This window comes from Anaerobacillus sp. 63XJN7_4_ISO-PGPR-S23-413 (genome assembly GCF_056173725.1).
On the sequence record NZ_CM149688.1, the window covers coordinates 525,446 to 538,960 of the forward strand.

A 13,515-nucleotide genomic window follows, 5' to 3' on the forward strand; every position below is an offset into this window, starting at 1 on the left:
AAAACGAATCTTTTGAGAAAACGAAACGTTATACTAGTTGGGAAGCTATTTTTCATGTAATGAATGTCAATATAAAGGGGGAAGCTATGCTCGAATTTCAGAATGTATCAAAAAGATTCGGACCTTTTACAGCAGTAGAAGGACTTAATTTATCAATTCCTGAGAATGAGATTTTTGGGTTACTTGGAGGTAACGGAGCGGGTAAGACAACAACATTTCGAATGCTATTACGCCTCATTGATCAAACAAATGGAACGATTAGCTGGAAGAAAGAAGAAATATCTTATGATTCAAGCCATTTAATTGGCTATTTACCTGAAGAACGCGGTCTTTATCCAAAGATGAAAGTGAAAGATCAATTAATTTATCTTGGCAAGTTACGTGGGATGAAGAAAGCTGATATTGAGAAAGAAATTGTTATATGGCTTGATCGTTTCAATGTGCCAGAATATCTTGATAAAAAGGTAGAAGAATTATCAAAAGGAAATCAGCAAAAAATACAATTTATTGCAGCAGTTATTCATAAGCCAGAGCTTCTCATTCTTGATGAGCCATTTAGCGGGCTGGATCCAGTAAATGTGGAAGTGTTGAAAGAAGCTGTTCTTGATTTAAAGAATGCAGGAACAACGATCTTGTTTTCTAGTCACCGAATGGAGCATGTGGAAGAACTTTGTGAGCATCTTTGTATACTACATAAAGGAAAAGCAGTTGTTTCTGGGAACTTAAAAGAAATCAAGCGTTCTTATGGTAAGAAAAACATTATCATTGACGTTGATTTTGATCTAACATTTCTAGAAAATATTGAAGGGGTTCATCACATAAAGCAAGGAATGAATTATAGCACTGTTCAAATAGCAAATGAGCAAGTTTCTCAGAAGGTTTTACACGAGTTGATGAACAAAGGGTTTGTTAGAAAGTTTGAACTAGAGGAGCCGTCATTAAACGATATCTTTATTGAGAAAGTGGGTGCGGCATATGAATAAATTTCTTATTGTCCTCTCCCAAACATATTTAAATCGACTGAAGTCCAAGGCATTTATTATTACAACGGTTATTACGCTACTTATGATCTTTCTCATTACAAATCTTTCGACCATTATAGATAATTTCGATTCGAGTGAAGCGGATCGAGTGGGAGTCATCGATACAGCTTCGTATTATACACAACTTGAAAACCAAATGAAGATGATGGAATCTGATATTGTATTAGAAAAATTCGATGGCTCTGAAGAAAAAGCCGAACAGGCTATTGAAGAGGGTGATCTCGATAGCTATTTGATTCTTAAAGAAAACGAAAATTCCGAACCGACGGCCCTTTATAAAGCGGAGACAGTAGCAGAACAAGTCACTCCACAAGTTCTTGAATCAGCACTTCAGCAATTGAAGAGTACAATTGCTGCTGAGAAAGCAGGGGTTACTCAGGAGCAGCTTAGTGAAATCGACCAACCTGTCCAGTTTCAAAAAGTTGCACTCGAAAAAGGAGCAAAGACAGAAGATGAATTAAATCAAGCAAGAGTGTTCGTTTATGTACTTCTATTCGTCATCTATTTTTCAGTGATTTTCTATGGAAATATGGTTGCTGTGGAAGTGGCGACAGAGAAATCATCGAGAGTAATGGAAATCTTAATTTCAAGCGTTTCGCCAGTCAAGCAAATGTTTGGGAAAATACTTGGAATTGCCTTACTCGGTTTAACACAATATGCGATCATTATTGCAAGTGGGTACCTCTTTATGCAAATGCAGGAAGATGAGCTCGCAGAAGCAGGTTTCCTATCCTTTCTTAATTTTAGTAACCTTTCAGCTTCACTCATCATTTATGCGATCGTATTCTTTATTCTTGGCTATTTACTGTATGCGACGATTCTTGCAATGGTAGGCTCACTCGTTAGTAGAGCAGAAGAAGTTCAGCAAATGATTATGCCAGTCCAGTTTCTCATTATCATCGCTTTCTTTATTGCGATGTTTGGACTAAGTACGCCGTCTTCTACATTTGTCACCATTTCGTCCTTCATTCCCTTCTTTACACCAGTAGTGATGTTCTTACGGGTAGGTATGCTCTCCATTCCATTCTGGGAAGTAGCCATTAGTCTTGCACTCCTAATTGGATCGATTGTGTTTTTTGCAATCATCGGGGCGAAAGTTTACAGAGGTGGTGTTCTCATGTATGGGAAATCATCTTCTTTAAAAGATATAGGCAAAGCGTTAAAGCTATCACGACGTGAGTAATAGCTTTCAACTAACAATCTAGAAAGTTCCGGAACTTTAGTTCCCGGGACTTTTCTTTTTTTTCTTGTCGCATGATGAGTATAAAATCATTGAATGAGAAAAAGCGGAATCGTGCGAACGTGCGCTCGTTTGATTATGGTAAAATGAGAGATAGAGAGCATTAGAAAGGGAGATGAGTGATGAAAGAAGTAACCTTTCTGCACTGCGCGGATCTTCATTTAGACAGACCATTTTCCGGTACAAATCAGTTACCTAAATCCATCCATGAGTTTGTTCGAGAAAGTGCCTATCGTTCATTACGAACAATCGTTGATATTGCTATTAATCAACGGGTAGATTTTGTGCTGTTTGCAGGAGATTTATTTGATAGTAGCTATCGTAGCTTGAAAGCACAGATGATTTTATTACAACAATTGAAAAGATTGGATGAGGCAGGCATTTATAGCTATCTTTCTCATGGAAATCACGATGCGCTAGATGGAGAATGGGTTGATTTAACGTGGCCAGATACAAGTTATTTTTTTGGAGCGGAAGTAGAATCGGTTTCGTATAACAGAGATCAGACACCAATCGCATATATTCATGGCTTTAGCTATCCCACGCGTCATGTGAATGAGAAAATGGTAAGTGCATATGAAAGGGTAGATGAAGAGAGTTTCCAGATCGGAATGCTTCATGGGAATTTAGAAGGACAAACAGAACATTCTTCCTATGCTCCATTCACAATAACTGAACTAATGAATAAGAAATTTGATTACTGGGCTCTTGGGCATATTCATCAGAGAGCAATACTATCAGAAGAGCCCTTTATTGTTTATCCCGGTAATATACAAGGAGCACACTCGAAAGAACGTGGTGAAAAAGGGTGTTATGTTGTAAAGTTAAGCGATTCTGAGCCATCGCTTGTTTTTCATCAAACCGCTGATGTAACCTGGCACAAGTCGATTATTGATATTGGACAGTGTGATACGATCCAAAATCTTTTAAATAACTGTGAAGAAATTTTGGATCAGGAAATTTTCTCTACAGGAGGCCATTTCATTAATTTTGAATTAGTTGGCAGTAGCCCGATACATGCAGAGTTAATACATGGGGATCATTTAGAAGATATATTGCAGACGCTACAACTTAATAGAGAAATGGAAGACGAAGGATTTGTTTGGCCATATAAATTCACTCTAAAATCAATGCCACTCTGGGATCGCGAGAATTTAAAACAGCAGAATGGATTTTTACAGGATATTTTATTTACCTCTGATCAGTACGAGCATTCCCAAATGAAAGAAGCGTTAGCTCCGCTATTTGAACATAGACGAGCTAGAAAAGCTCTCCATCCCATTGAAGACGAGCAACAATTAATAAAAGAAGCTGAAGAGCTATTACTTACATATCTCATTGAGTCAAAAGGTGGTGAGAGTTAATGAGGTTACTCGGTCTAACAATTTACGGGTTTGGTAAATTTGAGAATTATGAAATCGAAGACGTTTCAACTGAACTTCAGCTTATCTTTGGAGAGAATGAGGCAGGGAAATCTACACTTATCTCTTTTATTGAATATGTTTTATTCGGTTTTCCTAGCAGGCAGGAGAACTATTATGAAATGAATCATCTCTCGCGTTTTGGAGGTAGTCTCTTTGTAGAAGAAAGTGGTGAAGCATTTAGAATTGAACGGACGAGGGATAGGAATTCTGAAAATCTTTATATCTATTTTCGAGATGGTACTTCAGGAAATAGTGATGATTTAAAAAAGCTCTTAAAAGGAATGAATCGAGCTAGTTTTAGACAAATTTTCTTTTGTAACCTTACAACTTTAAATAATGATCATCATTATGATGAAGAAGCGTGGAATCAAGTCCTTTATGAAGCAGGAATGAGCGGTGGAGCTTCATTACTTGAAATTGAAAAGAATTTTGACAAGTGGCAGGGTGAAATTTTTAAGCCTGGAGGAAGAAAACCTCAACTCAATCAAGATGTGGAATCCTACGAATCTTTAAAGAAGAAAACAAACGAATGGGAAAAGAAAAATGAGAACTACAATGAACTTATCAAAAAGACAAAGGAGTTAGAAATAAAAGTTCAAGAAAATGCTGAGCGGTTGCAATTTATCCAAAATGAGCAGCGAAAGCTTGAGCGTGAGAAGCATATCATTCCTTTATTGAATGAGAAAAAAAGACTTGAAGAAGAGATCGAGAATCTTCCTGAGTTTCATCCTTTTCCTGAAGAAGGACTTATAAGAATGGATAAATGGAAAGAACAAGCTGTTCTTCTTTCTGGGGAATTAGAAGGGTTAAAGAAACGAAAAGAACGACTAGAAAATGATATTCATCACGCTCAGTTGCTTCCTGATTCGAATGCGTTCTTACAAGAGGTATCTTATTGGAATGAAGAAATGATTCTTTATCGTGGGAGAGCAGAAGAAAGAAGAAGACTGCAGAGTGAGATACGCTCACTTAATACAACTTTAGAATCAGAGCTAATGGAATTTGGTCAGACTGAAGAAGCTCTTAAGTCCATCCATCCGACCTTTACTGGACGTGAGAGTCTCAAACAATTGGTGGCGTCCTATCAGCTTTCTGATCAGAAATACCAGTATATTCAGGAAGCTTTTCTTTCTGCACGAGATGAACTGGAGAAAGAGGAGAATGAGTATGATCGTCTGAAAACACGCCTTCTTTCACCGAAAGATCGGGAAAGGTTAGAAAAAGAACAATCGTCTTCTACTAATCAGAAGTGGTCGTTTGGGATGATAGCTGTCGCGTTATTAGTCTTTATTATTCTTGGCATTTATGAAAGTTGGCTGCTTGGTTTTGTAGCAGCGGCTATAGTGGTGGGTGGTGCCATTTTAATGAGAATGACCTCTAAAAGTACTGAGACGAAGAGTGAAGATGAGGTGCTTATTCGCGATAGAGAGTTGAGGAGACAAGCTGAGTCATTAAAAGACCAGGTCGATCGCCTTAATCGAACCTATTTGAAAGCAGCTGAAAAAGTAGACTTGTGGGAAGCAGAAAGGTATCAACTTGATGATAAGTTGAAAGAGTGGAGAACGATTCATCCTTTTCCTGAGTACATTCCTACCGATTCATTGCTTGATGCTTTTGATAGGATTGGGTCAATTAAGAAGGTTCAGACGGAACGAAATCAAAAGCAGCAGCAAATAGAAGATCTTGACTACAGTTTAACGGTAGTTGAAGATAGAATAAAGAAACTATGCGAGCGTGCAATTGTTTCCTACCAGGAGCCTGATAAAGCGATACAGCTATTGCTGCAGAAGGCAGAGGAACAAAGAGAATTAATGAGAGACATAGACCTCGCAACAAACAAGCTTCAAGAACTTGAAGAGCAGCTTGGTGGGGGAACCGAAAAGTGGCAAAGCTGTAATGATGAAATGAACAAGCTGATGCGCTTAGCAGGTGAAGATAATGAGGAAGCGTTTCGTGTGAAGGGAAAGGCTCATAAAGAAGCACAAGAGCTTAAACGACAGCTCGCAACGATTACTTCCCAATTAAGTGATGAATCGTTCGTGGAGCATACTACGGTGGAAGAAATCGAATATCATCGTGAACAGCTGGAGCACGAAGAGACTTCTATTATGAAAAAGCAGCAAGGTCTTTATCAACAGATTGCAAGTGAAAACGAACAAATTCGTCTCTTAACAGAAGATGGAACTTACGAAGAACTTCTCTTACAGCGTCAGCAGAAGGAAGATGAGATTAATTCTCTTGCGTGGAAATGGTCTGTACTGAAGGTAGCATCTGATTTTCTAACGAGGGCGAAGGCAAGGTATCAGGAAGAACGTCTCCCCGCGGTCATAAAGAAAGCAGAGAGCTATTTCAACATAATCACAGAAGGTCGGTATACAGCTATTTATCCTCCTGTAGAAGGTAATAAATTTCGAGTGCTGAACGTGGACGGCCGAGCATACAAGCCGTCTGAGTTAAGTAGAGGCACGGCAGAGCAGTTATACCTTTGTATAAGACTTTCGCTTGCGTCTATTTCGACAGTTCAGATGCCTATTTTTCTCGATGACATCTTTGTGAACTTTGATGAAAAAAGAACTGATGTTGCGAAAGCATTTATTAAAAGATTTTCAAAAGACATTCAGGTTATTTTATTAACGTGTCATTCATCTACAACAGTTGGGATAGATGACAGGATTCACATACTTGATCCGTCGCCAGCTTCCACAAAAAAAGGGACAATCTAATGAGGTGATCTTATGGAAGAAGTTTATAAAATACATTTAGTTGAAGATGAAGAAAATCTAGTGCAAATCTTAAAAACGTATATGGAAAAAGAAGGGTTTCAAGTTAAAGCGTTTATGAGTGGTGAGGAAGCACTTGAGAGTATTCACGAATCTTGCCACCTGTGGATTCTAGATATCATGCTACCTGGGATAGATGGGTATGAGTTATTAAAGAAAATAAAAGCTGAAGACGACGTACCGGTTATTTTCATTTCTGCGAGAGATGAGGATCTAGATCGTATTGTAGGATTGGAATTAGGAAGCGATGACTATATTGCTAAACCATTTATGCCGAGAGAACTTATTATTCGCGCCAAAAAATTATTAAAGAGAGTGTACCAACAATCTTCCCAGAAAAGGTTTGAGATTGTGGAGTATGAAATAGATCCGGTATCGAGAAAAGTACTTGATCGAGGAGAGCCAGTTGAATTAACGACGAAGGAAATGGATTTAATTCTTTTCCTAGTCGAGCATGTGAATCAAACCTTATCCCGTGAACAAATTCTCGTTCAGGTATGGGGGGATGATTATGTGGGGTCAGATCGTGCTGTTGACGATGTGATTAGACGAGTAAGAAAGAAAATGCCACGCATGAACCTTGAAACGTCATACGGCCTTGGTTATCGGTTGATTACATGATTCGCTTAAATTTAACGAAACGAATCTGGCTCTCATTTATGATTCTTGTTCTGCTTGTTGGGGTAGTGATTGCGGTGATCTACCCTCTCTCCATTAAAGGCACGCTAACTGAAGAGACATATCAGATTATTGAAAGTGAGCAGCAGCGATATACGTTTCCGGATCAAGACGGGCCACTTCCTCCTCAAACGGATCAAGATTTTATTGAACGAAGAGACGCGGAGCGTTCGGTTGGCCATACGTTGATTACAAGACTTTATAGTGGACCATTGCAGGGAGACCCCATACCTGATGAAGTAATTATCGAAATGCGTAAAAACGCACTTGATCAGAAAGAAGAGAAGGGGCGCTATGAGTTAACGTATAATAATCAGGCATCCTTGTTTTATGTGATATCTAAAGTAGATGTTAACGGACAAGAAGCGTACTTTATCTCTTATATGTGGGACACGTATCGTAATCAAATGATTGATCGCCTCTGGTTTAGACTTATCATTATTTTGCTTTTTGCATTATTGCTTAGTCTTTTGCCTGCAGCGTGGATTGCAAGGTATTTACGGAGACCACTAACCGTTCTCGGAGAACGCTTCGATCAAATTGCTAACCGCAATTGGAAAGAACCTTTCAAGTGGGAAGGTGATGAAGAGTTCCAGAAGCTTTCCAATCAATTTGAATCAATGAGACAGAACTTAATGAGGTATGATAAGGCTCAGAAAACGTTTATACAGCATGCCTCTCATGAATTGAAAACACCAATTATGATCATTAAAAGTTATGCCCAATCCATTAAAGATGGCGTAATGCCAGATTCTCTTGATAATACAATGACAATTATCCTAAATGAGTCTGATCGGATGGATCAAAGGGTAAAAGGGATGCTTACTTATATTAAACTAGATTCCATTGATGAACCTGAGGGAAACTGGGAACCATTTCGATTTGGGGTTCTTGCTGAAGAGATTCGTGAACGATTCATGTACCAGCGTGAAGATGTGACGTTTACAATATCTGGTGAAAATGTTGAGTTGATGGCTGTTCACGAACAGATGTTAACTGCTATGGACAATCTTGTTCAAAATGCATTGCGGTATGCGAAAAGCGAAATTCACTTAAATGCAATCCAGAGGGATGAAACCATCATACTAGAAGTGTTTAATGATGGAGAAGAAATTTCGTTTCAAAAGGTAGAAAAAGAGCAGTTGTTTGAACCTTTCCAAAAAGGGGATAAAGGTCAATTTGGGATTGGTCTAGCTATTGTAAAGAAAATTGCTGAACGTCACTCAGGTAAAGCTGAAGTGGCGAACTTGGACCATGGTGTTGTTTTCTCAATTATATTGCCAAAAAAACGAAGCGAAAGGTCCTAATGATGTATTAGGGCTATGCTATACTAGGTAAATACATTTTGCCCCGGAGGTGGAAAGATGAAGGAATTCAAAGGAATCGGACATTATCGCGTAGGAGATCAAGTTGATCACTACTTATTAATTAAATCATCAGTAAAAGGTGTAGCAAGTAACGGAAAACCTTTCCTTACTTTAATTCTTCAAGATAAATCTGGAGATATTGAAGCAAAGCTCTGGGATGCTTCTCCAGACGATGAAGAAAGCTTTGATGCTCAGCAGATCATCAAGGTAAAAGGAGACGTGACAAGCTACCGTGGACGCAATCAGCTTAGAATTAAAGCGATACGTCTCGCAACAGACATGGATCAAGTCAAGGTGGGTGATTTCGTTGAAACGGCACCTCTTGAGATGAACGAAATCATGGAGAAAGTGACGCAATATGTATTTGAAATGCGTAATCCAAACATACAACGGATTACACGTCACCTTGTGAAAAAACACCAAAATGACTTTCTGACTTTTCCTGCAGCAACGAAAAATCACCATGAATTTGTGTCAGGCTTATCCTATCATGTTGTTTCGATGCTTGATATTGCCAAGTCGTTAGCGAATCTTTATCCTTCTCTAGATACGGATCTGCTATATGGTGGGATAATCCTCCATGATCTTGGAAAAGTAGTTGAACTGTCCGGATCCATTGCAGCAAGCTATACGAATGAAGGGAAATTACTTGGCCATATTTCCATCATGGTTAATGAAATCGGTCAGGCTGCAAAAGAATTAGAAATTGACGGTGAAGAAGTGATGCTTCTTCAACATCTTATCTTAAGTCATCATGGAAAAGCGGATTGGGGGAGTCCTAAACCTCCTATGATTCGTGAAGCAGAAATGCTGCATATGATTGATAACATTGATGCGAAAATGAATATGCTCGATAGAGCTCTTGATAAAGTAGAACCTGGCGAATTTACTGATCGAGTGTTTGCACTTGATAATCGTTCATTCTACAAGCCTAAAATGAGTACTATTGATAGCTCGAAAAAATAAAACAGGCAAATCCAAGAGAAATGTGCTCTATGAGCCGTTTCTCTTTTTTTATGGTCATGTTACGTTAATTGTAAGCGTATAAACAAGCCAAGTATCCATTCAATTTACTAACTTAGCCTTAGGATACATGCATAGTGGAGGAAGTACATGAGAATAAAAGATTGGGATCGGAATTTAAAGATACGGCTTTTGGGTGAAGGGATGATGAACATTCTTTTTTGGATGTTCTTCCCGTTTATGGCTATTTACTTTTCGGAGTCCTTTGGCAAAGGAATGGCCGGACTCTTACTTGTTTTATCACAGGTTGTTGCTGTTGTAGCTAACTTAGTAGGAGGATATTGTGCAGATCAGTATGGACGAAAGAAAATGATGTTTATCTCTGCAGTGGGTCAAGGACTCACCTTTGTCGTATTTGCTTTCGCAAACTCCCCATGGCTTGTTTCACCAATGCTAACGTTCATTAGCTTCTCCATTCTTGGGGTATTTGGGTCATTGTATTGGCCAGCTAGTCACGCAATGGTGGCAGATGTTGTGGCGGAAAAAGATCGTAATACGGTTTTTGCCGTTTTCTATACAGCTTTAAATATTTCTGTTGTTGTAGGGCCAATATTAGGCGGTCTTTTTTTCTTTCAACATCGATTCCCTTTACTTCTTATCGCTTCTATTGTCAGTTTCGCCGTCGCGGCATTGATTGCAATCTACGTTCGTGAAACAGCACCAGAGAAAAGAGAAAACAGTCTCGTTTCAGATTCATCTGTAAAATGGACAAGGTTTATTTGGGATCAGCTTCAAGATTATCGAATCATTGTTAAAGATAAGGTCTTTCTTTTATTTATACTTGCTGGAATACTAGTAGCACAAACGTTTATGCAGATGGACTTATTAATTGCCGTTTATTTGAGTGAAAAAGTACCTGACCAACCAGTGTTAACCTTCTTTAATACAGTCATTACTGCAGACGGAAATCGCATTTTTAGTTGGCTTATTTCAGAAAATGGGTTATTAGTTGCTCTATTAACAGTGTTTATGACGACTAAAATGAGTAAATTCAAAGAACGTAACGTCTTTATTTTCTCCTGCATGATTTATGCTGTCAGCATGATTTTATTTGGTCATGTAACGTCCGTTTGGCTACTTGCCATTGCGATGCTTGTATTTACGATGGGAGAACTGATGGTTGTGGGTATTCAAGAGGGTTTTGTATCACGCTTGGCACCGGAAAATATGCGCGGGCAGTATTTTGCGGCTGCAAGTCTTCGCTTTACAATTGGAAGAACTCTTGCACCAGCTGCCATCCCGCTCACAGCTCTCCTAGGGTTTCAATGGACTTTCTATCTCATTAGTTTCCTTGCGATCATTGCGGGAGTTATCTATTATGTAATGTTTGATATGCGAAGTAAACAGGGAGCGTACGGGCAATCATAATTCTTCTAGGAGGAATAAATCACGATCTTTGCTCATAAATTGTAGTAATTAATGGAGCTTGTACGAAAGAAGGAAAGGAAGTGCTTTAGGTGAGAAAGAGTGTTCTTATACTTCTTGGATTTCTATTGATTCTTAGTCTATTTCAGCTTACAGAAGTGTCTTCAACGTTATCGGGAGTATTCTCTTCATTTCCCTGGTGGCTCTATTTTGTACTAGCGGGGATTGTTTACAGCGGTTATAAAACGATGCAATTGACGGCTGAAGAGAAAAAAATCGATCAGATCCATATTGAAGAAGAAGGACGAGTATATGTGGAGAGAATGGAAGAAGAGCGGGAGCGGAGGAAACAGCGTATAACAGAACACTAAATAAAAAAAACGAAAGAGCTAATTTAGCTCTTTCGTTTTTTTTATTTATTCATTTGACTCTTTGGACTCTTCTTCAGTGTTAGCACTGTCATCAGCTGGTTCGTCAGCAGCTTCTTCGACTTTAAAGAGATCTTCAAACTGATCGTCTTTTACTTTAATATCAGACTCTTTAATAAGCTCATCGATTACAGTTGGAACATCTTTTGCGTTTTGTAACATATATTGTTCTTCAACTTGTTCTTTAGCATCTTCAAACGGCATCACCGTTTTCTTCTTTAGCTTAATAATGTGATACCCAAATTGTGATTGGACGATATCACTTACTTCGCCCTCTTTCAATGCAAAGGCTGCTTCTTCAAACTCAGCAACCATGTCGCCTTTTTTGAAGACGCCAAGATCGCCACCGTTTTCAGCAGATCCATCTTTAGAATACTCTTTGGCAAGCTCAGCGAAATCGCCGCCATCTTCCAATTTCTTTTGAACTTCTTTAGCAGTGTCTTCATCGTCAACTAAAATATGGCTCGCTTCTAGTTCAGTGAAAAGGTTTTTGTTTTCATCGTAGAATTCTTTTAGCTTCTCATCTGAAACTTCTACTCCCTCAGTTGCAGCTTTTTGAGCTAATAGCTGCTTACGTACATCAACTTTGAATTGTTCAAGGTCTTTGTAACCATTTGATTGAAGGGCTTGTTCAAGTTGTTCATCGGTTTCAAAGTTTTCTTTAATTTTATCAAGTTCTGCATCGACTTCTTTATCGGTTACATCATATTTATCTTCAAGAATTTTAGTTTGGACAAGGTCACTTAATACTGCTTCACCAGATTGATCTTTTAACGCTTGATAGAACTCTTCCTTTGTAACATCTCCAGCACTTGTTTCGACTACGGCTTCTGAATTATCCGCAGAGTCATTGCTACAAGCAGATATCGCGAGTAGGGCGATCAATGCAGAAAGCATTATGAACATTTTTTTCATCAAACATACACTCCTAAAGGGTTAGTTAAATTTAACAAAATTGTGATACAGTTAATACTATAGCATAGAAAGATAAGTGAAGTTAAATTCAATTGGAAATATGAGAAAAATTACACAAAACAGGCGAATTTTATGGGAAATTGATATAATAAAAGCGAGAATACAGTGTGATTCCCTAACCGGGTTAAAACCACTAAAAAAAGATGAGGCATTTGGCCTCATCTTTTTCAATCGTTCGTTAGGTAATAGGCTACCTAAGATTCTAAGTGAATAAAACTTCTACATATGAAGAAATGAGCAAAATAGTAATAAGAACGTTAATGGTTCTAAATACATTAGGCTGTTTTTCTTCAGGAATGTTTTTCTTCAAGCATAGTGCATTTGTCATTGAATTAAATGTGACTAGAATGAAAGTCGCAAATAGGATGAAGAATATTCCAATCATGGTCATTTCAGTACCTCCCAGAGTCCAATTCGATAATTCGAAGAAATATATAACGGTTTACTTTAACTTATCTTTCGATCCGTAGTATCATGGAAAATATTCGTCCCATAAGGAGCTGTTCAAATGTTTAAAAACCGATGGAAGGCGGCCTTTATCATTCTCTTCGCTGCCGTCATTCTCATCTTCGCAGGAATAGTAGGATTCTATCAATACTATTTTCCTGAAAGTGAAATTGCCAAACTCTCAAATGAGAAAAACACAGAAGAACCTTTTGAAACAACCTTTTCCATCCAGATGAAAAAAGATGAATTGAACGAGATCATCAATCGAGAACTTGAAAAGTATAGCGAGAAACAGGAGAACATCGGTTATAATGTAAACCTTGATGAACTTGCAACTTTCCAGGGGTATGTGACGATTTTTGATCGTAAAGTTGATTTTTTTCTTAAGTTTGAGCCACAGGTACAGCCAAATGGTGACCTTTTATTAAAAGAAAAATCTTTTCAAATTGGTTTGCTTGAACTCCCAAGTGATAAAGTTCTTTCTTTTATAAAAAAGCAGGCATCATTGCCGCCTGAAATAACAATTGATTCTGATGAAGGGACAATCTACATGGCTGTAAGCGAATTAGAATTGAAGAATGATATGAAACTAAGGGCTAAATCATTCGATCTTCCTAATGATGAAATTGTTTTCGATGCTTACTATCCTATTAATTAGTTCCTTGTCCTAATATTATTATGAAGGAAGTCTCATAAGAATTCAATACTGCTGACCTAGTGGCCAATCCAAAAGAACAGAGCGCTG

Annotated in this window: 12 protein-coding genes; 10 read left to right on the plus strand and 2 right to left on the minus strand. The window is 38.2% G+C overall.

Going from position 1 to position 13,515, the window contains the following annotated elements:
* Window positions 1-86 precede the first annotated feature (86 nt).
* The 9 genes from AC0VYO_RS02940 (at window position 87) to AC0VYO_RS02980 (ending at window position 11,291) form a co-directional block, all read left to right on the plus strand.
* Entirely contained in the window at window positions 87-983 is an 897-nt protein-coding gene (locus AC0VYO_RS02940) for an ABC transporter ATP-binding protein (RefSeq protein WP_475366508.1), read from the plus strand.
* Window positions 976-2,226, plus strand: a complete 1,251-nt coding sequence (locus tag AC0VYO_RS02945) for an ABC transporter permease (RefSeq protein WP_475366509.1) — start codon at window positions 976-978, stop codon at window positions 2,224-2,226. Before AC0VYO_RS02940 ends, AC0VYO_RS02945 begins: the two co-directional genes overlap by 8 nt.
* Window positions 2,227-2,405: 179 nt before the next feature.
* A complete protein-coding gene (locus AC0VYO_RS02950) occupies window positions 2,406-3,647 on the plus strand; it encodes a metallophosphoesterase family protein (RefSeq protein ID WP_475368377.1) in 1,242 nt (413 codons plus the stop codon).
* Window positions 3,647-6,430 carry an ATP-binding protein gene (locus AC0VYO_RS02955; protein WP_475368378.1) on the plus strand — a complete coding sequence of 928 codons (2,784 nt, stop codon included), beginning with the start codon at window positions 3,647-3,649 and terminating at the stop codon, window positions 6,428-6,430. The genes AC0VYO_RS02950 and AC0VYO_RS02955 overlap by 1 nt, the downstream gene beginning before the upstream one ends.
* Window positions 6,431-6,442: 12 nt before the next feature.
* On the plus strand, window positions 6,443-7,108 hold the full coding sequence (locus AC0VYO_RS02960; protein ID WP_430243196.1) for a response regulator transcription factor: 666 nt from the start codon (window positions 6,443-6,445) through the stop codon (window positions 7,106-7,108).
* Window positions 7,105-8,472, plus strand: coding sequence for a sensor histidine kinase (locus AC0VYO_RS02965; protein ID WP_194220011.1), 1,368 nt, complete (start codon window positions 7,105-7,107; stop codon window positions 8,470-8,472). Before AC0VYO_RS02960 ends, AC0VYO_RS02965 begins: the two co-directional genes overlap by 4 nt.
* Window positions 8,473-8,529: 57 nt before the next feature.
* On the plus strand, window positions 8,530-9,498 hold the full coding sequence (gene yhaM / locus AC0VYO_RS02970; protein WP_430243198.1) for a 3'-5' exoribonuclease YhaM: 969 nt from the start codon (window positions 8,530-8,532) through the stop codon (window positions 9,496-9,498).
* A 147-nt stretch (window positions 9,499-9,645) separates the two neighbouring features.
* Complete coding sequence (locus AC0VYO_RS02975) at window positions 9,646-10,923, plus strand: MDR family MFS transporter (protein ID WP_430243200.1); 1,278 nt, start codon at window positions 9,646-9,648, stop codon at window positions 10,921-10,923.
* Between the two features lie 89 nt (window positions 10,924-11,012).
* On the plus strand, window positions 11,013-11,291 hold the full coding sequence (locus tag AC0VYO_RS02980) for a sporulation YhaL family protein (protein WP_283153030.1): 279 nt from the start codon (window positions 11,013-11,015) through the stop codon (window positions 11,289-11,291).
* 45 nt (window positions 11,292-11,336) lie between these two features.
* On the opposite strand, the gene AC0VYO_RS02985 is transcribed toward AC0VYO_RS02980, so the two are convergent.
* Both AC0VYO_RS02985 and AC0VYO_RS02990 read right to left on the minus strand, forming a co-directional pair.
* On the minus strand, window positions 11,337-12,263 hold the full coding sequence (locus tag AC0VYO_RS02985) for a peptidylprolyl isomerase (protein WP_475366512.1): 927 nt from the start codon (window positions 12,261-12,263) through the stop codon (window positions 11,337-11,339).
* Between the two features lie 262 nt (window positions 12,264-12,525).
* Window positions 12,526-12,708 carry a hypothetical protein gene (locus AC0VYO_RS02990; protein WP_194220063.1) on the minus strand — a complete coding sequence of 61 codons (183 nt, stop codon included), beginning with the start codon at window positions 12,706-12,708 and terminating at the stop codon, window positions 12,526-12,528.
* Between the two features lie 123 nt (window positions 12,709-12,831).
* On the opposite strand from AC0VYO_RS02990, the gene AC0VYO_RS02995 reads away from it, so the two are divergent.
* Window positions 12,832-13,428, plus strand: a complete 597-nt coding sequence (locus AC0VYO_RS02995; protein WP_475366513.1) for a YpmS family protein — start codon at window positions 12,832-12,834, stop codon at window positions 13,426-13,428.
* Window positions 13,429-13,515 lie beyond the last annotated feature (87 nt).